We start from the raw sequence: 21,892 nt of genomic DNA, 5'->3' as shown, positions 1-21,892 counted from the left end.
AATCACGGCTGTGATATTTGGATAGATTTGTCAGAAATCGTTTTCAACAATATAACACACTGATAAATAAAGACTAGAAATGCCAAGCATTCAAGAATAGACGACATCAAAATTTGAATGTTAAAATGATAATGATAGTAATTATTATTTAGATCCATTAACATTTGCGCGTTGTTATTGCCTATTATGGATTTAAGGTATTGAAACCAATGTATAATAAATCAATTTTATCAGCCTCTATTCTGATTGCACTATCCCAAGGTGCCTACGCTGAAGACCATTCAACCTTCAATGAAGTGGTCGTGACTGCGACTCGTACTAATAGCCAAATCGAAGACACTGCTGCTTCTGTTGCCGTCGTTACTGATAAGAACATCGAAGAAAGCATGGTCACTGGCTTAGATGATATCTTTGAGTACACGCCAGGAGTCACGGTTAAGACAAACTCGCGTCAAGGTGTCCAGAGTATCAATATTCGAGGTATCGAAGGTAACCGAATTAAGGTTCTTGTGGACGGCGTATCTCAAGGTAACCAGTTCGAATCAGGGAATACGTTCATTAACTCTGCTCGCGTTAACGTGGATACCGACCTAATAAAAGCGGTTGAAATTGTAAAAGGTGCAGCATCGTCTCTGCATGGTTCTGACGCAATTGGTGGCATTGTTGCATTTGAAACCAAAGATCCGGCTGATTTCCTTAAGGGTCGTAACTTTGGTGGCCATGCGAAGTTCAACTACTCTTCTGAAGACAATACATTCAGTGAATCTGTTGCACTAGCGAACAAAACGGGCGATTTGGAATCTTTAGTTGCCTATACGCGTCGCGACGGCAATGAACTGGATAACTTTGGAGATCTAGCAGATGCAAGTACTGAAGCGAACAACTTACTAGTTAAACTTCAGTACCAAGTCAATGATGCACATCGTGTTGAATTCAATGGGAATTATATTCGCAACAAAGGCAACGGAAAGCAGTCTTACAACGGTTATACGAATGCAACAAGTGAAGATGTAACAGAGCAATATCAAGTTGGTATAAAACATATTTGGGAGATGCAAACGGCCCTAGCGGACTCCCTTACCTGGCAACTAGATTGGCTTAGCAAGGAAGAAAACGGCATTACTGATCGTGTTAAAGGTCAGAATATCCAACGTAAAGACTACATCTACGAGGATGAAGGCTACCAGTTTGACTCACAGTTTGACAAATATCTCTCGCTTGGTAGTACAGAGCATTACTTTGTGTACGGTGCATCCTTAAGTGATAAAGACATTAAGAACGTCAACAAAGAGTACAACAGTGCAAGCGCGAACAAAGAAATTTTCTATATTCCTTCTGCGAGTGAGCGTCGTTACGGGCTCTTTTTACAAGACGAGATTACGGTAGGTAACTTTACGATTACTCCGGGCGTACGGTGGGATGCATTTGAAACCGATCCAGGCGACACAAGCAGCAACCCAAGTGGTAACGCGGCTAGCGACTACAAAAAGTTCTCTGATTCTGCATTTACAGGCCGCTTAGGTTCTGTTTATAAGCTTAATGAGCAACATCGTTTATTCGCGCAAATCAGCCAAGGTTTCCGTGCTCCAGATTTCCAGGAGTTGTACTACTCTTTCGGTAACCCAATGCATGGCTACATTTTTAAGCCAAATCCTGATTTAAAAGCAGAAGACAGTATTTCGTACGAGTTTGGTTGGCGACATAACAATGACATTTCTAGCAGTGAAGTGTCAGTTTTCTACAGCGACTACGACAACTTCATCGAAAGTAAAACCGTCTCTGGCACTTGGACGCCAGTGACTGACCCTGCAATTCAGCAGTACGTGAATATAGGCAAAGCGACAATTAAAGGTATTGAGTTTTCAAACCAACTTTCGTGGAACAAGTTCATGCCAATCGAAGGCTTTAGCTCTCGTGTAGCAGCGGCGTATACGGAAGGTGAAGATGGAAACAATAATCCACTAAACAGTGTTAACCCTTGGAACCTTGTCGCTGGTTTTAATTACGATTCAGAACAAAACTGGGGAACCACGTTAACCATTAACTACACAGCTTCTAAAGACAAAAGCGACATAAATGACGATAAAGTGTTGCCTATCTCTGCTGCTACGGTTGTAGATATCACCGCGTACTACAAACCTATTAAAGATCTTACGTTGCGAGCAGGTCTGTTCAACGTGACAGATGAAGAGTACTACAATTGGAATGATGTGCGTGACCTTCAGACAGAGAACAAAGATCTGACTCAAGCTGGACGGAACTGGTCAATTACAGCAAAATACGAGTTCTAAAGCCTCCGAAAACACAAAAGCCAGCGTAATGCTGGCTTTTTTAATTGGCTTTCATTTCAAAAATGTTAAGAAAAGTATGAAAAATGAAAGCTTACTGTTTTGCCATCTCTTTCTTCACCATCACTGCTGCTGCAACGATGAATGCGATGATCAGACCAAGCTCCATGAACTACCCCAATAGATACAAGAAAATTTACGACCTAAATTAAGAGTCATGGGTAGTTTAGCACTTATCTATTTGGTTGCTACCTTTTAACCAGTAATTTACGATTTTTTCCGATTTAGATCAAAAAAGGCGCTGGAATGCGCCTTTTGTTACTATTGTGTTAAATAAAACTATACGTCTGGGTAACCTTGTGGGTTATTTGATTGCCAGCGCCATGTGTCCCCTGTCATATCTTCAAGAGTACGTGATGCTTTCCAGCCTAGTTCATTCATTGCTTTTGAAGGATCTGCCCAACATTCTGCAATGTCACCAGGTCGACGTTCAACCAGTTGGTATGGCACATTTTTACCGCACGCGCTTTCAAATGCTTTTACCATTTCAAGAACGCTGTAACCATTACCGGTACCAAGGTTGTAGATGTGCAAACCAGCTTTACTGCCGACTTTTTCTAGCGCAGCAACGTGGCCATCTGATAGATCCATTACGTGAATGTAATCACGAACACCAGTACCATCTTTGGTTGGGTAATCACTACCGAAGACAGATAGAAACTCGCGACGACCAACTGCTACTTGAGAAATAAATGGCATTAGGTTGTTCGGAATACCTTGCGGGTCTTCACCTAACTCACCAGTTGGGTGCGAACCAACAGGATTGAAGTAACGAAGAAGTGTGATGCTCCAGTCTGGGTTCGCTTTTTGGAAGTCAGTTAAGCACTCTTCTACCATTAACTTGCTACGACCGTATGGATTAGTCGCACTAGTTGGGAAGTCCTCAGTAATAGGCACTGATGCAGGATCACCATAAACTGTCGCAGATGAGCTAAATACCAGTGATTTCACGCCTGCTTCACGCATTGCGTCCACAAGAACAAGTGTGCCATTTACGTTGTTATCGTAATACTCAAGCGGTTTTTCTACTGATTCTCCGACTGCTTTTAGGCCAGCAAAGTGAATAACGGCTTCAATATTGTGTGCTTTTAGTGCCTCAACAAGCGCAGCCTTATCGCGAATATCCGCTTCGATAAAAGTTGGCTTTACGCCACATACTTTTTCAATGCGCTCTAAGACTGTGGATTTGCTGTTGTATAGGTTATCGAGAATAACTGGTGTCATACCAGCTTCGATCATTTGAATACAAGTGTGACTGCCAATGTAGCCCATACCACCCGTAACAAGTACTTTCATTTTATCAATCCTTCTGACGCGAATCCGATTAGTGTAAAGCTTTAATGCGACAATTTAAACGGTCTCTTGCAATTCGCATCCCATTAATATTGCTTGCCCTTTTCCGGCTTTCTTCGCTTGGTACATTGCGGTATCCGCACTCTTTAAAATACGGGTTGCGTCTCGTTCGTTAACGCCAACCAATTTCACCCCAATGCTCACGCCGACTTTTAACTCATTACCTTTGTATTCAATAGGCGCGCAGATGCTCTCTAACAATTGCTCGGCGATTCGCGTTACGACTTTTTGATTGGCCGGGTTGACTAGCATAACAAACTCATCGCCAGATAGGCGTGCGATTAAGTCACTGTGCCTAGTCGCCGATGTCAAACGATCTGCGACACGTTTTAAAACTTCATCCCCAGCGTCATGGCCGTATGTGTCGTTGATTTCCTTAAAACCATCTAGATCAAGATAAAGTACCGCAAATTCATCGCGCTGATAGCCTGATCTTTGGACTAAATCTTCCAGCTCTAAATGGAACTTAGAACGATTTGCTAATCCTGTAAGCGCGTCATGATGTGCGAGATACTCGAGGCGCTCCATCTCTTTTGCATTGGAGAGATCGGTAAGAATAATGACCAAGTCGTAGAAACCGTTATCCTCGCACTTCACGATGCGATTTACTCGAGCAAACATTGGCACAAGTAAGCCTAAGTGATTTTGCTCAATCACTTCCCCTTGCCATACGCCATAGTTTTCAATGGACTCAATGATACTCGGCATCATTTCTTGTAATTTTCGCCAACGAATAGTTTGAATGAAAGACTGACCAACTAACTGGTCGATTTCTAAACCCACAAGTTTGGTGACTGCTGGGTTAACCATGGTGATGACGCCTTTGTGATTAAGCACAATAAGGCCGTCTTGACTGGCTTCAAACACTCGACCAGCTACGCGCTGGCGATTCATCGCCTCTTCAATCTCTGTGATGTCTTGAATGGCGAAGAGAAGATAACCGTGGTTAGACAAACGACGAGTCGTTAGGCTTAGCTGCAGTTCGTTATCAATGTTTTGAAGGTGGATATCATCACACTCTAAGCATCGACTAAGAATTTGGCTAAGCTCGTTCGGCATTTTTGTTTTTATCAGATCGCGGATATTCGCATTTTCTAATGTTTCCGGTGTTTTCTGAAATATATGCTGAGTCGCAGCATTACTGTGGATAATGGTGCCAAGGTTGTCGGTAATAACTAACGCATACTGAATGGATTCAATGACTTCTTCTGAAAATGCTCTTTTTTGTTCGAGCGTAGCTAACGAATGCTGGCGTTGTTTTTCCCTTTTTCGGAGTTTGGTCATCATTCGGTTGAATGAGTGAATAACTCCGCCCAGTTCGTCTTTAGAATGATGACGAATTTGTACGTGAGAGGCATTACCAAAAGTAACATCTTGAATTGCACCGTTGAGATCGAGCAACGGTCTTAGAATGATACGATCAATGGTAATGTAGAAAATAATGCCACCAGCCGCCAATATCAGCAGAAGTACGCCGGCATCTTTCAAGAATGAATGTTGCGCATTTATAATTGGAATATGTGACAACGTCACTCGAATTGAACCAATCACATGCCCTTCATGGATGATAGGCTCAAGTACGTACAAAAACTTGGCGGACAACGCATACCCTAATGCATCGAGCTTACTTCTTTCATTTTGATTAGGAACGGGAGCAGACTCCCCACTCCCTTCAAGCACAACAAAAGGTTCATTGGCCCTATCATACAATTTCACTCTAGAAACGTTGGGCTGTTCTAGAAGATCGGCCAGAATAGTTTGTGCTTTTCGCTTGTTCTTTGTTGTGAGCGCATCTTTAATTGAATAAGACACGTTATTGATTAACTTGCGAGTTTGCTCAACCAACTCATGTTTTGACGATTGGTATGCGGTGTACGAGGTATAACCTTTTGAAGCAACAAAGATCGCCGTAATAAAAACCAGAATCGGCCAGATAAGCTTTGCTCGTAATGACATATATATTCCTGTCGCACAACAACAACTAGAAGACAAAAGAGTTGTTATGCAAGCTATCACCCAATAGAAGCCGTAAGACTAACATGACGGCAAAGCAAAATAACGTTAAATTCTCAAAAATTGGATTGAAAAGGACCGAATTACCTTAAAATTCGGATCAAATCAAAGAACGATAACGACGTGCTGGACTCTAATGATCTTTCTCAGCTCGAGTTCCAAGTAAAAATCTCATTCTGGTTGTTTGAAGAATGAACTGAGTCACTGAAGATAAAAGGTTTTTCCTGCATCGTTATGTGATTGCTAAGGTAACTATAAATATATGACATTGAATAAACAGCAACTAACATTAAATTGCGATATGGGCGAGAGCTTTGGTTCTTGGAAGATGGGCGCTGACGATAGCGTGATGCCTCATGTCGATATGGCGAACATTGCTTGTGGCTTTCACGCTTCCGATCCTAACGTGATGCACGACACGATTACCTTAGCGAATCTTCACGATGTTGATATTGGTGCGCACCCCGGTTATCCCGACTTACAAGGTTTTGGTCGACGCAGCCTCAGTATGAGCAGCGATGAAATTACTAACATGGTGATCTATCAAGTAGGCGCGTTGCAGGCATTGTGCCGTGCGCAGTATACCGATATCGGTTATATCAAGCCTCATGGTGCCCTTTACAACGATATGATGAAAAGCGATGCGGTTTTTCGAGCGGTCGTTAAAGCAGCCGCGCTGTTTAAAGTACCGTTGATGATCCTTGCATCGCAAGAGAACGAAAAATATTTAGAAATCGCGGACGATTATGATGTGCCATTGTTGTTTGAGGCGTTTGCCGATCGCCTGTATCAGGATGATGGGATGTTGACACCAAGAACGCACCCAAATGCCGTTTTGAAAGATGAGCTAGCGATTTTAGAACAAGTCAGAACATTGGCTGATTCAGGCCGAGTAAAAACCGCGTCAGGCAGTTATATCTTGTTAGAAGCGGACACAATATGCGTCCATGGAGACAATGAAGAGTCGATCGCTTTGATTCAAAAAATTCGTCAAAGCCTCTACTCCGGAGGAAATTAATGCATCAAACAAAGTTCTCGATTGATTTGGTTTCTGAATGCAGCATTTTGATTCGATTTGATGAAACCATTTCTGAAAACTCAATTGGACAGTTAGCGCGAGCAATGAACCAACATCTGTCCCATATTGTCATGAATATCGTTCCTTCCTATCGAACCGTGTTAATTGATTACTTACCGTTCAGAATCAGTGAATTTCAGTTAGTCGACATACTGCACAATATCTTAGTCGCGTTTGACCCAAATAAAGCCGACAAGGCTGAGCCTAACGAAATTTCGATCCCCGTTTATTACTCCGAAGAAACTGCTTTAGATTTGGAGCGTTTTGAAGAACAAGGCATTGATCTCGGCGCGCTTATTGATGCTCATACAAAGCCGGTATATACCGTTTCCGCGATTGGGTTCGCACCTGGCTTCGCCTTTCTTTCTGATGTGGAAGAGAGTATCGCCATGCCTAGGTTAAAAACGCCGAGAACGTTTGTGCCATCAGGAAGTGTCGGCATTGCCGATAGTAAGACCGCCGTTTACCCATCAGACAGTCCAGGTGGTTGGAATATCATAGGTCGCTCTCCACTCTTACTCTTTTCGGATACTCCTCCTTTTATTCCTTTTGAAGTTGGTGACAAGGTCACGTTTTATGCGGTATCAAAACAGGAATTTCTTGAATTAGGGGGAGCGTTATGAGCGCATCAGGATTATTAGTTGAAAAATCAGGGCCTTTGTCATTGATTCAAGACTTTGGCCGTTTTGGTCTTGCTCACATCGGGATAACGCAAGGTGGCCCTGTTGATGATTACGCCTACAGTTGGGCTAATCATCTACTTGGAAATCACGTGAATTGTTCAGCAATTGAGATTACGTTAGGCAATGCTTGTTTTGTCGCCTTACAAGACTGTCACCTGGCAATTTGTGGCGGCGATCTTAATGCATCAGTAGATGGTCACCCTATTGCCAATTGGTCGGATTTTTCGATAAAAAAAGGTCAAAAGCTTCAGTTCGGAATGGCGAAAAATGGCCTTCGCGCCTATCTCGCTGTAAAAGGTGGCTTCAATGTGCCTGAGCACCTTGGGAGCTCATCGACCGTGCTTCGTGAAGCATTAGGTGGACTAGAAGCCAATGGTAACGCTCTAAAAGCTGGAGATGTTCTCCCTTTTGATGCTCATTCATTGCCTAACCATAAACCAAGAATCACGACATTTCGTTTCAAGCCAGATTACAACTTGCCAATTACACTACGCGTTATTGAAGGTTATCAATGTGATGATTTCAGTGTTGAAGCTAAAGAAAAATTCTATTCGGGAAGCTTTGCGATCTCGCCAGACTCTAATCGAATGGGCTATCGCCTTGAAGGAAATACGGTAAAGCCACCTTATGATGGCATCTTGTCTGAAGGGATCGCGCTAGGCGCCATTCAAATTCCCCATGATGGTAATCCGATTGTATTACTCAATGACCACCAGACCATTGGCGGGTATCCAAAGCTTGGTTGTGTTGCCAGAATAGATTTGCCTAGATTAGCGCAAGCGAAGCCGGGTCAGAAAGTGCGTTTCATCAAAGGTGATAGACAAGGTTTGCAGGATGTGTGGTGTCAGTGGGCTCAGTTTTTTGGCTACTGAGCCCTATTCAGTTTTTGGCTGTTTACATCCCGTAGCGTTCAGCTAGAGCATGCGGATAGCCTCGTTCTTCGGTCAGTTTAATCGCGTATTGTTCGATTTCGTCTTCAGACCAATTAACGGTCACTGGATGTTGCGCTTCTACATTATGTTGAGGCGTGATATCAAACCAATACTGAAGCATTTTTTGAGCAGCCAACAACGTAGAAGACGCTTTCACAACTTCAATTCGAGCGTAGTGATTTTGTTCGAATGAAACATCTGCCGCGCGAAGCACAGGATCTGTGCCTGGAATCTGTTGAGCACCAAACAATGCTTTGCCACCTTTTTCCGCTGTTTTGTAATCAGGGATAAATTGGGCCATGTGCTGTATTGCGTTATGCGTTCTTTCACCCAAAATTTCTTCACGCCACCCACTACGAATTTTAGACAGTAACGGTACAGGTAGCTCAGGTTGAGCAGAGAGTGCCGTGCTTTCAACTAAGCCATCTTCAAACAACGTGATCTCTTTCGTCATGCCGTGCAGCTGGAAATAGCCATCTCCATAAGGAGTTAACTGCGCCATTCCTTTATCTGTGCCACGGGGGCCGTGGAAAATGACTTCTGGCCATTGCTGGTTACATTCGTTCCATTTGGTCACGTAAGCGGCTTTGAATTCAACTAAACGGTCACGCTTAGCGCCAACTGCGTTATCAATAGTTCCCGTCTCGAAACCACATGCGTTGACTAAGTAATCACAAGTAAGCAAACAATTGACGCCATTGTGTTCGTAAGTCAATTGCCAATGATCACCAAGCCAATCTGCCTGATTCAGTGTCGCTTGAGTAATCACGTTTGAATTCGGCAGTTTTGCTAAGGTTAAGTTAGCAATAGCCGCTAAACGGAACACGCTCCAACCATACTCCTGAACGGCAACGACCGGATATTTTAATTGTTCTAAATCAGCGTGCTGAGCAAAAGGAATGCTCCATTCATCAAAGGTGGATGGATGTTCTGGTTGGTTTTGTTTTGCCAGTTCCTGTAATTCTTCTTTTGAATACAGTTTGAAATACTCTTCAGGCTCGCCAAGTACTTTGTTGTGTTCGTCTTTGTCGACTAACGCCTGGTAAGCACTTTTAATCACCTCTAAGCGAGGCAGCAGCGCGAATGGGTCACCCCCATCAGAGTGAGGTACGGCAATAATGGTAGGACGAATATTCAGTGAGTGAGGATACAGTCTGATCGTATCTATAGATTGCGTAAGCAAATCCAAACATTGTTGTTCAGAAATTTCACGATACAAATTACCGCCCGCATGAAGGTGACAAATTGGTGGGCCGTTGACTAACGATACGCCCTTTTCAATAACAGAGACTTTGAATCCCAACTCTGCAAAATGAATGGCGGCTGTGGCACCGGCTACACCACCACCTACAACGGCGATGTGTTTATCTTTATGACTTAGAAACTCAGACTTCATTGCTTCACTAAAAATTTTATAAGGAGAAATCTTTACTAACCGTGATTCTACTCGGGTTTGGGTATGATTAAAATCACAAAAAGTTCATGGGTTTGCGATAACTTTAAAAGTTGCTTTACGGAATAAAAAATTGCGAAAAAAGTGCTTGACGAAGTGGTTTGATGAGCGAATTTTTAGCCTGTTGTGTATAAGAATCCCACTCTAAGACCCATGGCGTAAAGCTTGCGGAAACACCCCTATTTTTGACCTCTCCAGTTATCCCAAAAGTTATCCACCGTTTTTGTGGATAACTAAAATAAAAATGTCATGGAGTGAATCCGCGTTAGTTATATAAATGGGTATTAAGTGTTTACTGGCGTTAGCAATCTTTTCAACAAACTCATTACAACAAGTGCCAGTGTAACGAAAGTGGCTAACGGTAAAGCTATCCACAATTCAGGGTGAATTTGAGCATTGAGGTCAAACCCATACTTCATCACTGCTGCTACACAAGCTTCGGCTGCCATAACGGCGACAGAACTTGCTACAAGCGCCATAATTCCGTATTCCGCCCACAAGGTTGTATTAATCCGTTTTTTGCTTGAGCCAAGCGTACGATACAGACGGATTTCTTGCTGACGTTGAGACAAGCTCAAGCGTAATAATGTAAAAATGAGCAATAGCCCTGCAACTACACCTAACAAAGCAAGAATGGTGATCGCAGAAACGATTTGTTGTATTAGCGCCTGTATTTTTTCTCCCATCGTTCGGATGTCTAACACAGAAACTGTTGGGTGCGCTCTCGACATTGATGTAAGCAGCGATTCGTTTCCTTCATTGATTCGGTAGCTAATCAAATATGAACCCGGAACATTGGCCATCACATCAGAAGAAAAGATGAAATAGAAGTTAGGCTTCATATCTCGCCACTCAACATGGCGAATGGTATCCACTGTCGCATCAAAGTTTTGGCTGTTGATAACAAACCTTAATTTGTCTCCAAGTTGAATACCCAAATCGCGCGCGACATCGGCCTCAACAGAAACACTGTTTGCGTTCGTCCATTTTCCTGAAAGAACGTCATTGTATTCTGGTAACTGATCACCCCATGTTAAGTTGAGCTCTCGACGGATTGCGTCAGAGCCTTCCCCTTCATATTCAACGTCTTTAACGTTTTGGCCATTAATCTCTGTGAGTCGTCCTCGAATAATTGGAAATGCTTGTGACCGTGTCACTGCATTTTTATCCAGTGTTTCTAGGTAGTTAGCCAGTTCATAATTGGCAATGTTTAATGCGAATACATTAGGCGCATCCGCAGGCAAAGTCCGTTCCCAATCTGCGAGGATGTCACTACGGACAAGCCAAATAATGGAAAGGAGCATCAAAGAAAGCGACAGCGCACCAAACTGCAGACCGCTGGTTATAGGCGTGCGGTTGATCCGGCTCAGTGCCAACTTCATCGCTGGTTTGGTGGCAAAGCGGGAGAATAACTTCGTCAGTGCGATGCTTAATCCTGCCAACACGACAAATAGTGCTGCAATACCCGCCAGTACAATCCAAACCAAAGTGTTGTTTGCGTACAACGCGAGCAATGGAAGCACAGGGACAAGAACGAGCAGCAGTCGCTTCCAAGATCGTTGCGCTGTGCCCTGCTGTAAAACCTCAAGTGCTGTTGTCTTAATTAACCCAAGTAGCGGGATACCAAGCGCCGGAACGGTGATGAGAATGGCAGAAACCACAGCGACAATAAATGGAGTGACGCCGTAACTCGGTAGTGGGTTTGGCAAGAGATCTTTCAGAGGAATACGTAACAAATATTCCAAGCCGCTACCCAGAATGACTCCGACAATACTGGCGGTTACCAATAGAATGGCAACTTGAATCAATAACCACTTTTCTATCCAACGTCTGCTCGCGCCAAGGCTTTTCAACATTGCGATGGTTTGAGTTCGGCTATTCACGTAGTTTTGGCAAGTAAGAACCAACGTTGTCGCGGCCATAATTATGACAATAGCTACGGTCAATGATAAATACTGTGTGGTTCGATCAAAAACTTCATTGCTGCGACTCGCGGTATCTTGAGTACGCCAGCGATCACTTGGTGACAGAACTGTCTTATCTTGGAGTTGCTTTAGCGCCGCATTGTCAGCTTTTAGAAACAGTCGATACTGCACTCGACTGCCGACTTGTATCGCGCCTGTTTTTTCTACGTCGCTTTGGTGAATATACGCCGCAGGCATTTGTTGGAATGGATTGAAACTTAAACCCGGCTCCATCAGCACGGCACCTGAAACGGTGAAATCTGCATCACCAATGGTGACATTGTCACCTTTGTTAACTTCTAATTGAGCCATAATGCGTTCGTCTAACCAAAGCTGGTTAGGCTTCACGCGACCTGACTCATTCCCATCTAAAACCAACTCTCCCATTAAAGGATAACTTTCATCGACACCTCGTACAGAAATAAGCTGCATTCCGTTATCGCTAAAAGCCATGGTCGAAAATCGGGTCATAACGGAGTGCTCAAGTTGCTCTGTCGATTTTAATAGCGAGTCAGATAATGGGTTTGCGGAAACGAACACCGCATCCGCAGTTAATGCATCCTTGCCCTGCTTGACAATCACTTGCTCCATACGAGATGCAAGTGCAGACAATGCAAAAATACTCGCGATGACCAACACAAGAGCGACGCTGATCGGCCAAAGGTTTCCTTGCCTAATTTCGCCCAAACTCCAACGCACCAAACTTTTATTCGGGGAGTGTTGCTTCAATCCACGTTGATCTGAAGATGTTACTTCACTTGAAGATACTGCTGACATTACATCTCCTCCTTAAGCTCACCCGCCTCCATACGATAAATTCTGTCGCATCGGCTTGCTAAGTTCACATCATGAGTGACCAATATTAATGTCGTACCGTGCTGGCTATTGAGATCGAACAACAGCTCGATGACTTTGTCCGCGGTTTGGTGATCAAGGTTCCCTGTCGGTTCATCAGCAAACAGCAATTCTGGCTGAGTCATAAATGCTCTGGCCAACGCGACGCGTTGTTGTTCACCACCAGAAAGTTGACTTGGTAAGTGGTCGAGTCGCTTTTCCAATCCTACGGCGCTTAATAATTCTGTCGCTCGTGCTTCATCTTCGGCTTCTCCGCGTAAAAGACACGGTAAGGTCACATTGCGAAGTGCACTCAAACTTGGGATAAGTAGAAAGCTTTGAAAGACAAATCCTAGAGAATCGGCTCGGATTTTCGCACGAGCTTCGTCATCTAGCTTCGAAAGTTCGTGTCCTAGAAGCGTGATTTCTCCGGAGGTTGGTGTGTCGAGCCCCGCCAACAATGTCATTAGCGTGGATTTACCTGCACCAGATGTGCCGACAATTGCGATGGTCTCGCCCTTTCTGATGTCAACATTTACATCTTTAAGGATTGTTAATTGTTCTTGATTAGTAGAGACTTGTTTAGAAACCAAATTCGCTTGAACAATAGGTGCTTTGAGTACAGGTGTTTGCATGATTCGTTTACTTTCCTTAGTTCTCTTTTTTTGTCTTTCCGCCGCATCGCAAGCAAGCGAAAAGCTTCTTGTTCTTGGTGATAGCTTGAGTGCGGGCTATCAAATGCCGATTGAGAAGAGTTGGCCTAGCTTACTCCCTGACGCGCTGCTCGAACACGGGCAAGATGTAACAGTTATTAATGGCAGCATCTCCGGAGACACTACTGGCAACGGTTTGGCTCGCCTCCCGCAACTGCTTGACCAACATACACCCGACTTAGTTCTTATCGAGTTGGGCGCCAATGATGGGTTGCGTGGCTTCCCTCCAAAAGTTATTACGTCGAATCTGTCGAAAATGATTAGCATGATCAAAGATTCTGGTGCCAATGTGGTCATGATGCAAATTCGTGTCCCACCTAACTACGGCAAGCGCTACAGCGACATGTTTTACGACATCTATCCTAAATTGGCTGAGCATCAACAAGTTCAGTTAATGCCGTTTTTCTTAGAGCATGTGATCACCAAGCCAGAGTGGATGATGGATGATGGCTTACATCCGAAACCTGAAGCTCAACCTTGGATTGCGGAATTCGTTGCTCAAGAATTGGTTAAACATCTCTAATTTTGATGGTCTAGCTCAATAAGTTTTACCTAACTTTACGTTAATCTAACCAGAATTCCACTCACCGAGGTTAGATCACAACAATGCGAATAGAACCGTTAATTCAAGGTGTTGTTGCTCGCTCTGCGCATCCACACGGTTGCCATGCATCCATAAAAGAGCAAATTGAATACGTAAAAAAAGCCCCGCAGATCAAAAGCGGCCCTAAACGAGTTTTAATTATTGGTGCTTCCTCCGGTTTTGGGTTAGCAGCACGTATTGCCCTGACGTTTGGCGGCGCTGAAGCAGACACCATTGGCGTCTCGTTTGAACGAGGCCCATCTGAGAAAGGGGTTGGCAGCGCAGGCTGGTACAACAACATCTTTTTCAAACAAGAAGCAACACATTCCGGACGCACTGCAATCAATATTGTTGGTGATGCATTCTCTGACTCTGTCCGCAATGAAGTTATCGAAGCGATCGAAACCTACTTTGAAGGTGAAGTCGATTTGGTGATTTACAGCCTTGCAGCGGGCGTTCGTCCAAAACCTAATTCAGATACGTTCTGGCGCAGTGTGATTAAGCCTATTGGTGAATCGGTTACTGGCGCTTCCATCTTACTTGAAAATGATCAATGGGTTGAAACCACGCTCGAGCCTGCCACCGAAGAGGAAGCAGAAGCGACCATTAAGGTCATGGGGGGTGAAGATTGGGAAAGCTGGATTGATACTCTCATTAACACGGAATCCGTCGCTCAAGGTTGCAAAACTATTGCATTCTCATACATGGGCCCAGAAGTTACTCACCCAATCTATCTCGATGGTACTTTAGGCCGAGCCAAAATTGATTTGCACCAAACCAGCCATGCATTGAATCTGAAACTGGCTAACTTCGACGGTGGTGCTTACGCCACGGTGTGTAAAGCGCTGGTAACCAAAGCTAGTGTTTTCATCCCTGCTCTGAGCCCTTACCTTTTAGCTCTGTACCGAGTAATGAAAGAGAAAGGCACGCATGAACGCTGCATCGAACAAATGCAACGTCTGTTCACGACGAAGCTTTACGATCAGCCTAAAGTTCCTGTTGATGGCGAGCGATTGATTCGAATTGATGATTTAGAACTGGATCCGCAAACGCAGGCTGAAGTGAGTCATTTATTAGAACAAATGAATGCGGAGAACTTTAAAGAGATTGGTGATTACCAAGGCTTTAAGGACGAGTTCATGAAACTCAACGGCTTTAACTTTGACGATGTAGACTACTCGCAAGACATTTCGTTAGAAACCTTGGCGTCACTTAAGCCATAAGTTCGTCAAATTTGTTTCATATTTGAGATGGCTTCCAACAATTTGGGGTCCTGAAAGGTTTTCAGGACTTTTTTTTGTTTCGTCTGTGGGCGACCCTATACTTAAGTAAAACGACTAATGTTATAACAATTACTACTGCATAAATCTTCGATTCACAGGATGTGAAACTACCGGAAAGGAAGGCCTCTATGGGGAGATTTCAAACACTAGATTATGAGATTCCTGAATCCATGCAGCGAAGCTGGCAGGATATTGTCAATCTCCTCGCACAGATTGCAGACGTGCCAACCACGCTTATCATGCGAGTGCATCAAAACCACATCGAAGTAAACACCTCAAGCGACACCCAAGGTAATCCATATAAAGCTGGTGACAAAGAAGATCTTGGACATGGTTTGTACTGTGAACATGTCATTGAAACCAAAAGCCAACTGGTTGTTCCCGATGCCCTTGCAGATGAAAAATGGTCGAATAACCCGGACATCAAACTTGGTATGCTCTCCTATTGTGGTTTGCCGTTGTTTTGGCCAAATGGAGAAACGTTTGGAACCATTTGTATGTTGGACTCCAAAGCCAATGAGTACAGCGAAACTTACCGGCAATTGCTCAATACGTTCAAGGACTCAATAGAAGCTCAACTTGCTGTTGTCTACCAACAATACAAACTGTTGAGACTTAACAGCGAACTCAAAAATCGCGTAGAAAACCGAACTACTGACCTCGCCCAACTCAGCTTTTCACTCACCCAAGAAATTGACCGCCGCAAAGCCGCTGAAAGACAAGTTAACTACCAGAAAACCCATGACCAAGGTACCGGATTTCTTAATCGCGCCGCACTGGAAGCGGTGGTTGAAGATACGCTTCAATCCCTAGAACACGGGCATCAGTCTTTAATTGTTATAAATGTGGGCTTTAGTAATGCGCGTAGTATACAAACTCGATACGGCTTTGAAGCGTTTGATGAGATCCTCAAAGAATTTCGTAAGCGCCTTGGAACGAACGATTCAAACTACTTCATTACTGGTCGCCCAAGTTCAAACGACTTAGTGCTTTTGTTATGGGGAGAAGATGCTGATTCGAAACTGCATAATCTGCTCGATAAAATCACTAATATCAGCGTGGGGAACTTCTACATCAACGACACAGAAGTGCACTTGCACTCCTACGTTGGCGTAGTTCAGGCTCATCGCTCGAGCAGTGCTAAACAGCTTCTACAAAATGCTTGTTACGCGATGTTGCTATGTAAAGAGTCGGGTGAAGCTTACAGTTACTTCTGTGAGAGCCACACGCATGAGTTGAACAACCATAATCAGCTCGAAAGTTATCTGCTCCAAGCTGTACGTAATGACGATTTGATGTTGTATTTCCAACCGAAGGTGAACCCTCATACGCACAAATGGATAGGTGCAGAAGCGCTATTACGCTGGCGTCACCCCGTTTTAGGGGATGTATCTAACGAAGCGCTGATCCACATGGCTGAGCAAAATGGGCTCATATTTGAAGTTGGCTCATTTGTTTTGCGTACTGCTATCGACAAAGCCAAACAGTGGTCTGAGTTATTCGATAATTTCAAAGTCGCGGTAAATGTCTCTCCTATTCAACTGCAAAACGTGAATTTCGCCGAGCAAGTTGAACACCTTCTCGAAGCGTTCCACCTTCCGGCACGTTTTCTTGAGTTAGAAGTGACGGAAAGTGCGTTAATTGCTGATGAAGTGGTCGCACGAACGACCCTTAAAAAATTGAACAAACTTGGCGTGACATTGTCACTTGATGATTTTGGTACGGGCTACGCCTCTTTCAGTTATTTGAAGAAGTACCCTTTTGATGCCATCAAAATCGACAAGAGTTTTGTTCAGCAAATGGAAAAATCCGACGATGACCGCGCAATCATTTGTTCCATCATCCATATTGCGAAAAAACTTGAGCTGCAAGTGGTCATTGAAGGAATTGAATCGCCACAACAAGAGCAGTTTTTGATTGGTGAAGGATGCGATATCGCACAAGGCTTTTTGTACGGAAAACCGATGCCTTGTAACGAGTTCGAACAAAGTTTGTTTAATCAGCGTCAAATTGGTGGCCAATACGCCTATTCTTCCTAAGCTCTCCTTTACTCTCCTTGCGGTGGTTTCTATAATCGCCGCCCGCTTCTAATTAAAAGGCCAATATCTTCATGGATCAGTTAACTGCCACGCTTAAGAAAATTGAAAAGCAGAACTACCGTGCTTACCAACAAATCAAAGGTCAGTATGACTTCATTGATTTCACGTTGTTTATCGATCATGTTCAAGGCGACCCGTATGCTTCTGCATCACGTTTTCGTGCGACTCGTGCTTGGTCACTAACTGGTCTTGAGTGGCTAAAAGACGAGTCTCCGGCGTTCCAACGCGCGGCTCGCGACTTTATTGCTCGTAGCTTTGAGCAATTTGCTAAACAAGAAAATACCGTATCAATCGCTTTAAATGGTCAAACGGTTTTAGACAGCACAGCGGTGCTATTCACAGAAGAAGGGATTGAACTGCGTTTTCGTGTCAACCTACCCGCTGAAGGCCGTTCTGTGCTTGGTAAAAAGGCGAACAACATCCTAACGTTTCATCTGCCTAAGTTTATTCGACGCGCGACGCTTGAGCGTGAGTTGGATAAAGAAGCGATGGTGAAGCACTGTCAAGTCGTCGAAGATCAAAGCGCACTAAGAGAACAATTAGAAGCACACAATCTTGTTGCGTTTGTTGCGAATGGTAGCGTTCTACCACGTATTGCGGGTAACTGTGATTTGCCGATGAAAGAAGCAGTGGAGTTTACGGCTCCTGAGTCTTTGCAAGTGACTCTGCATGCACCAAACAAAGGTTACGTGACTGGACTTGGCATTCCCAAAGGCATCACTTTGATTGTCGGCGGTGGTTTTCATGGTAAGTCTACATTGCTGAACGCCATTGAACGTTCTATTTACGATCACATTCCTGGTGATGGTCGCGAGTACATCGTGACAGATCAGAAAGCGATGAAGATTCGTGCAGAAGATGGCCGTTGTGTGCATCACTTAAATCTGTCGAACTACATCAACCATTTGCCAATGGGTAAAGATACTGCAGATTTCTCAACGCAAGATGCATCAGGTTCAACATCGCAAGCGGCTTGGTTACAAGAATCTATCGAAGCCGGTGCAACATCACTGCTGATAGATGAAGACACATCTGCAACTAACTTTATGATTCGTGATGAGCGTATGCAGGCACTTGTGGCAAAAGGCGATGAGCCAATCACACCGTTGGTTGACCGTATCGGTCAATTAAGTGATGAACTGGATATCTCTACTATCATCGTTATGGGTGGCTCTGGTGATTACCTGGATGTGGCGAATACCGTTATTCAGATGCATGACTACCAAGCGGTCGACGTGACTGAAAAAGCAAAACAAGTGATTGCGCAGCACCCTACTCAGCGCCATAACGAATCAGAAGAGAGCTTACAAACTTTCCGACCACGCGCACTAAACCGCGTGGCTCTTATGAATATATTGACTGACGGTAAATTCCGCGTAAGTGCAAAAGGCAAAGACTCACTGCGTTTTGGTAAAGAATTTACTGACCTTAGTGCGCTAGAGCAGATTGAGTCTGCTGACGAAGTGAACGCCATTGGTTGGTTGTGGTTCCAGCTTGCACAACTGCCTGGTTGGTGTAACAACCCAGCAAAAGAAATTGAAGAGATGTTATCGGGCGAATGGCACGCATCACTGCCTAAACAAGGTGACCTTGCTAAACCACGTACTTTGGATGTGATGGCAGCACTTAACCGTATGCGTAAGTCACAGTTCAAACCTTCACACTAAGTATTTTGTATTTGACGTATCACGACTTATCCAAGTCTGGCTCGTCTAAAACAAAAAGGCAGCAATTATCGCTGCCTTTTTTATTTTCAGTCCTAAACCACCAACTACAGTAGGTAGTTATTTACTATTTATCCATTTCGAAGCACATTCCATGCTTCGCACAACACTCTGAATCTTTCGGCATCGCCATTTTCTCTATCAGGATGCCAGCGTAACGCCAGTTTTCGCCATTGTCGGCGGATTTCAATACGAGATGCATCTCCCGCTAGGTCAAAGAGTTTAAGCGCTTTCGCTTTATCGATGTTGTGCTCCGAGGCGCCGCCGACAAAGCGTTGATAACGACTCCAAAACTCATTGAGTAATCGACGAACTTCATCTTCGTTCGCTTCATAATGGGTCCAATCCAAATAGTATTGTCGCAAAGGATCGTTTGGATCGACGCTATTTCTACTCGCTTCTAATGCTGACATCAACATGATATCCATCGCTTCTACTTGCAACCAACTGTCCGGAAAGAGCGTCTCTTGCAGTTGATACAGCGCATTCATTATCAGAAAGTTTCTTTTGAATAAGTCTTTATCTGGCGAGGGGTCAAGCTGGTTAATGTAACCGCGCTCACTGAGCTTGCTGGCCAAGGTGTGTACTTTCCAACCAGACGGTTGCTTTTTGAGAATCTCAAGCATTGGCCAAAGCAACGGGTTCTCTATTTCACTCTGACTGCTATCGCATACGCCATATTGATCTTCCATGCGCCCTCGTTTGATTTATAAGCGATTAAAATTGAGCACGTTTCAAAGCTCAACGTCGTTACTTTTGTACCATAAACGAAAAAAGGCCGATAGCGAAAAACCATCGGCCTTTGGAATCAGGATCGCGTTTGATTAAATAACGCCTAGCTCACGTAATCGTTCCATCAAGTAGCTGTGTGCTGTGTAACGCTCAGAAAGTACTGTATCTGGTTTTGGGTGCAAGAAAAGCGGTAGTGAAATGCGAGATTTTTCTTGGCGAGCACCTGTTGGGTTGATAACTCGGTGCGTCGTTGACGGGAAGTAACCACCTGACGCTTCTTGTAGCATGTCACCGATGTTAATGATCAAGTTACCAAAGTCACACGGAACATCGATCCACTCGCCATCTTTGCTCATAACTTGCAGACCAGGCTCGTTCGCCGCTGGCAGTACAGTCAGTAGGTTGATGTCTTCATGAGCGGCTGCGCGAATTGCACCTGGCTCTTCTTCGCCTGTCATTGGTGGGTAATGAAGAACGCGAAGCAACGTTTTGTCGCTGTTATTGATCATTTCTGACAGCGCGATAGAGAACTTCTCTTGTACGTCTTTTGGTGCGTACTCTTCTACCCAACCTAGCAGTTCTTGTGCAAAAGCGTTTGCGCGCTCGTAGTACTCAAGAATCTCTGCTTTCAACTGTTCTGGGATTTGTCCCCAAGGGTAAACATGAAAGTACTCTTTGATGTCTTTTACTTTGTGGCCTTTCGCAACTTCAGAAACCGAAGGTGGGAAATAACCATCTTGCGTTTCTACATTAAATTGGAAATCATTTTTTTCTTCTGAGCAGAAAAACTCGTGCCAGTTTTTGTAAATGGACTCAACCAACTCTTGAGGGATTGGGTGATTCTTTAATACGCCAAATCCTGTTTCGCGTAGTGATGCTACGAACTGTTGAGCAGCGTCGTCAGCAAGATAATCGACAGTTTCCAGTTTCATGACTTTACTTCTTTTTTATTAGACTGAGTCACGGATTCTATGGATGGGCATGTTGTAAATCAAACTTTAATGAAATGTGCACGCGCAAACGTTTTAATGTTGAGCAGTTCGCTAATAATTCAACATGTTTAGTTAATAATTGACCAATAAAAATAAACAATTGCACACCGTTCAATTAAGTGTAATCATTGTTAACGCATTACAAACAGAGATATAAACGGTTTAACTCGATGCTTGTACGCTCTAAAAAATCAATTGAAGGATCAACTAACCCTATGAAAAGCACTTCTACACTATTGGGATTGACGATTTTTTACGCCATCGTTTTTTTATTTTCAGCATTAGAACCTAGCTCGCGTGCTGTCTGGTTTGCTGAAATCGTTCCGGCGATTGGTATTCTCATTGCGATTTGGGCGATTTCGATTCGCTACCAGTTCAGCAACACCGCTTACCTTTTGATGTTTATTTGGTTGTGCCTACACACCATTGGCGCGAAATACACCTTCGCTGAAGTGCCGTTTGATTGGTTCAATAACCTAATTGGATCAGAGAGAAACAATTTTGATCGCGTAGCCCACTTTGCGATTGGTTTATATGCCTACCCGATCGCTGAGTATTTGATTCGCAACAAAAAATTCAACCCAACTTTTTCATGCTGGTTTGCGTTGTTTGCCATTATGTCTTTGGCTGCAGGCTACGAAATCATTGAGTGGTGGTATGCCGAACTGGCTGGTGGCGATGAAGGCATTGCCTTCCTAGGCTCCCAAGGAGACATTTGGGATGCCCAGAAAGACATGTTGTGTGATACGACGGGTGCCATACTGTCGTTGTTTTTAATGTCGGCTCAACGTCGATTCGCGAAGCCATTCTAAATACGGATTAAAACCATCCACGATAGGAACCTGTACGATTTGAGCAACCTCGTATTCGTGCAGGTTTTCAATTTTTTCTTCCACTAACTCGTAAAGTTCACGTCGTGTTTTGATGATGAGTAACCATTCGTGATCAGTACAAACTTCCCCTTTCCAAACATAATGGCTCTCAATTGGCATCGTCTGAATACACGCCGCTAATTGAGCCTCTAATAAACCTTTGATGATTTCATCGCGATTTTTTTCATTATTGGTGGTACTTAACACCATGCACCAATCGTTTTGTTGGCTCATTA

17 protein-coding genes are annotated in these 21,892 nt (G+C 43.9%); 9 read left to right on the top strand and 8 right to left on the bottom strand.

The features are described from left to right. The first annotated feature begins 209 nt into the window (after positions 1–209). On the top strand, positions 210–2,291 hold the full coding sequence (locus ACF8EG_RS15115) for a TonB-dependent hemoglobin/transferrin/lactoferrin family receptor (RefSeq protein ID WP_069507150.1): 2,082 nt from the start codon (positions 210–212) through the stop codon (positions 2,289–2,291). 336 nt (positions 2,292–2,627) lie between these two features. Here ACF8EG_RS15115 and galE read toward each other — a convergent pair whose 3' ends face one another. Together galE and ACF8EG_RS15105 are read right to left on the bottom strand one after the other, a co-directional pair. After that, complete coding sequence (gene galE, locus ACF8EG_RS15110) at positions 2,628–3,644, bottom strand: UDP-glucose 4-epimerase GalE (RefSeq protein WP_069507148.1); 1,017 nt, start codon at positions 3,642–3,644, stop codon at positions 2,628–2,630. 54 nt (positions 3,645–3,698) lie between these two features. Beyond that, positions 3,699–5,657: a diguanylate cyclase domain-containing protein gene (locus tag ACF8EG_RS15105; RefSeq protein WP_069507146.1), complete on the bottom strand. Its 1,959-nt coding sequence runs from the start codon at positions 5,655–5,657 to the stop codon at positions 3,699–3,701. Positions 5,658–5,976: 319 nt separating this feature from the next. Between ACF8EG_RS15105 and ACF8EG_RS15100 the strand changes: the two genes are divergently transcribed. Genes ACF8EG_RS15100 through ACF8EG_RS15090 form a run of 3 tightly spaced genes read left to right on the top strand, consistent with a single transcriptional unit; the run spans position 5,977 to position 8,347 of the window. Beyond that, on the top strand, positions 5,977–6,732 hold the full coding sequence (locus ACF8EG_RS15100; protein WP_005498854.1) for a 5-oxoprolinase subunit PxpA: 756 nt from the start codon (positions 5,977–5,979) through the stop codon (positions 6,730–6,732). Next, complete coding sequence (locus ACF8EG_RS15095) at positions 6,732–7,415, top strand: allophanate hydrolase subunit 1 (protein ID WP_069507143.1); 684 nt, start codon at positions 6,732–6,734, stop codon at positions 7,413–7,415. The genes ACF8EG_RS15100 and ACF8EG_RS15095 overlap by 1 nt, the downstream gene beginning before the upstream one ends. Beyond that, on the top strand, positions 7,412–8,347 hold the full coding sequence (locus ACF8EG_RS15090; RefSeq protein WP_069507141.1) for a biotin-dependent carboxyltransferase family protein: 936 nt from the start codon (positions 7,412–7,414) through the stop codon (positions 8,345–8,347). Before ACF8EG_RS15095 ends, ACF8EG_RS15090 begins: the two co-directional genes overlap by 4 nt. Before the next feature lie 22 nt (positions 8,348–8,369). Here ACF8EG_RS15090 and ACF8EG_RS15085 read toward each other — a convergent pair whose 3' ends face one another. From ACF8EG_RS15085 to ACF8EG_RS15075, 3 genes are all read right to left on the bottom strand, one after another. Continuing rightward, a complete protein-coding gene (locus ACF8EG_RS15085; RefSeq protein WP_021821678.1) occupies positions 8,370–9,803 on the bottom strand; it encodes an FAD-dependent oxidoreductase in 1,434 nt (477 codons plus the stop codon). A gap of 341 nt (positions 9,804–10,144) precedes the next feature. After that, the gene (locus ACF8EG_RS15080; RefSeq protein WP_069507139.1) at positions 10,145–12,601 is read right to left on the bottom strand and encodes an ABC transporter permease; all 2,457 of its coding nucleotides are present in this window, start codon (positions 12,599–12,601) and stop codon (positions 10,145–10,147) included. Further along, a complete protein-coding gene (locus tag ACF8EG_RS15075; protein WP_005455354.1) occupies positions 12,601–13,293 on the bottom strand; it encodes an ABC transporter ATP-binding protein in 693 nt (230 codons plus the stop codon). The genes ACF8EG_RS15080 and ACF8EG_RS15075 overlap by 1 nt, the downstream gene beginning before the upstream one ends. Here ACF8EG_RS15075 and ACF8EG_RS15070 point away from each other — a divergent pair. The 4 genes from ACF8EG_RS15070 (at position 13,292) to ACF8EG_RS15055 (ending at position 19,003) form a co-directional block, all read left to right on the top strand. Beyond that, complete coding sequence (locus ACF8EG_RS15070; RefSeq protein WP_005455373.1) at positions 13,292–13,894, top strand: arylesterase; 603 nt, start codon at positions 13,292–13,294, stop codon at positions 13,892–13,894. The two genes, ACF8EG_RS15075 and ACF8EG_RS15070, sit on opposite strands and share 2 nt — an antisense overlap. A gap of 83 nt (positions 13,895–13,977) precedes the next feature. Next, positions 13,978–15,177: an enoyl-ACP reductase FabV gene (gene fabV, locus ACF8EG_RS15065; RefSeq protein WP_069507137.1), complete on the top strand. Its 1,200-nt coding sequence runs from the start codon at positions 13,978–13,980 to the stop codon at positions 15,175–15,177. Between the two features lie 188 nt (positions 15,178–15,365). After that, entirely contained in the window at positions 15,366–17,276 is a 1,911-nt protein-coding gene (locus tag ACF8EG_RS15060; protein WP_069507135.1) for a GGDEF and EAL domain-containing protein, read from the top strand. Positions 17,277–17,347: 71 nt separating this feature from the next. Next, the gene (locus ACF8EG_RS15055; protein WP_069507132.1) at positions 17,348–19,003 is read left to right on the top strand and encodes an ABC-ATPase domain-containing protein; all 1,656 of its coding nucleotides are present in this window, start codon (positions 17,348–17,350) and stop codon (positions 19,001–19,003) included. 128 nt (positions 19,004–19,131) lie between these two features. On the opposite strand, the gene ACF8EG_RS15050 is transcribed toward ACF8EG_RS15055, so the two are convergent. Both ACF8EG_RS15050 and ACF8EG_RS15045 read right to left on the bottom strand, forming a co-directional pair. Next, positions 19,132–19,752 (bottom strand): DNA-J related domain-containing protein, encoded by a 621-nt coding sequence (locus tag ACF8EG_RS15050; RefSeq protein WP_025526278.1) that lies wholly within the window; start codon positions 19,750–19,752, stop codon positions 19,132–19,134. Positions 19,753–19,884: 132 nt separating this feature from the next. Beyond that, complete coding sequence (locus tag ACF8EG_RS15045; RefSeq protein WP_005455357.1) at positions 19,885–20,724, bottom strand: isopenicillin N synthase family oxygenase; 840 nt, start codon at positions 20,722–20,724, stop codon at positions 19,885–19,887. Positions 20,725–20,999: 275 nt separating this feature from the next. Here ACF8EG_RS15045 and ACF8EG_RS15040 point away from each other — a divergent pair, with 275 nt between their 5' ends. Further along, positions 21,000–21,596 carry a DUF2238 domain-containing protein gene (locus ACF8EG_RS15040; RefSeq protein ID WP_005498833.1) on the top strand — a complete coding sequence of 199 codons (597 nt, stop codon included), beginning with the start codon at positions 21,000–21,002 and terminating at the stop codon, positions 21,594–21,596. Here ACF8EG_RS15040 and cutA read toward each other — a convergent pair. Beyond that, the gene (gene cutA / locus ACF8EG_RS15035; RefSeq protein ID WP_069507131.1) at positions 21,558–21,890 is read right to left on the bottom strand and encodes a divalent-cation tolerance protein CutA; all 333 of its coding nucleotides are present in this window, start codon (positions 21,888–21,890) and stop codon (positions 21,558–21,560) included. The two genes, ACF8EG_RS15040 and cutA, sit on opposite strands and share 39 nt — an antisense overlap. Between the last annotated feature and the right edge of the window lie 2 nt (positions 21,891–21,892).

The sequence above is a fragment of the Vibrio sp. YQ_11 genome (genome assembly GCF_043103065.1).
Lineage (GTDB): Bacteria > Pseudomonadota > Gammaproteobacteria > Enterobacterales > Vibrionaceae > Vibrio > Vibrio parahaemolyticus.
The sequence above is the reverse complement of the archived record's forward strand: the minus strand, read 5'-3'. Positions and strand labels throughout refer to the sequence as shown.

Coding starts and splice junctions, on each gene's coding strand:
- ACF8EG_RS15115 (WP_069507150.1), top strand. CDS start 210: ATGTATAATAAATCAATTTTATCAGCCTCTATTCTGATTGCACTATCC.
- galE (WP_069507148.1), bottom strand. CDS start 3,644: ATGAAAGTACTTGTTACGGGTGGTATGGGCTACATTGGCAGTCACACT.
- ACF8EG_RS15105 (WP_069507146.1), bottom strand. CDS start 5,657: ATGTCATTACGAGCAAAGCTTATCTGGCCGATTCTGGTTTTTATTACG.
- ACF8EG_RS15100 (WP_005498854.1), top strand. CDS start 5,977: ATGACATTGAATAAACAGCAACTAACATTAAATTGCGATATGGGCGAG.
- ACF8EG_RS15095 (WP_069507143.1), top strand. CDS start 6,732: ATGCATCAAACAAAGTTCTCGATTGATTTGGTTTCTGAATGCAGCATT.
- ACF8EG_RS15090 (WP_069507141.1), top strand. CDS start 7,412: ATGAGCGCATCAGGATTATTAGTTGAAAAATCAGGGCCTTTGTCATTG.
- ACF8EG_RS15085 (WP_021821678.1), bottom strand. CDS start 9,803: ATGAAGTCTGAGTTTCTAAGTCATAAAGATAAACACATCGCCGTTGTA.
- ACF8EG_RS15080 (WP_069507139.1), bottom strand. CDS start 12,601: ATGTCAGCAGTATCTTCAAGTGAAGTAACATCTTCAGATCAACGTGGA.
- ACF8EG_RS15070 (WP_005455373.1), top strand. CDS start 13,292: ATGATTCGTTTACTTTCCTTAGTTCTCTTTTTTTGTCTTTCCGCCGCA.
- ACF8EG_RS15075 (WP_005455354.1), bottom strand. CDS start 13,293: ATGCAAACACCTGTACTCAAAGCACCTATTGTTCAAGCGAATTTGGTT.
- fabV (WP_069507137.1), top strand. CDS start 13,978: ATGCGAATAGAACCGTTAATTCAAGGTGTTGTTGCTCGCTCTGCGCAT.
- ACF8EG_RS15060 (WP_069507135.1), top strand. CDS start 15,366: ATGGGGAGATTTCAAACACTAGATTATGAGATTCCTGAATCCATGCAG.
- ACF8EG_RS15055 (WP_069507132.1), top strand. CDS start 17,348: ATGGATCAGTTAACTGCCACGCTTAAGAAAATTGAAAAGCAGAACTAC.
- ACF8EG_RS15050 (WP_025526278.1), bottom strand. CDS start 19,752: ATGGAAGATCAATATGGCGTATGCGATAGCAGTCAGAGTGAAATAGAG.
- ACF8EG_RS15045 (WP_005455357.1), bottom strand. CDS start 20,724: ATGAAACTGGAAACTGTCGATTATCTTGCTGACGACGCTGCTCAACAG.
- ACF8EG_RS15040 (WP_005498833.1), top strand. CDS start 21,000: ATGAAAAGCACTTCTACACTATTGGGATTGACGATTTTTTACGCCATC.
- cutA (WP_069507131.1), bottom strand. CDS start 21,890: ATGAGCCAACAAAACGATTGGTGCATGGTGTTAAGTACCACCAATAAT.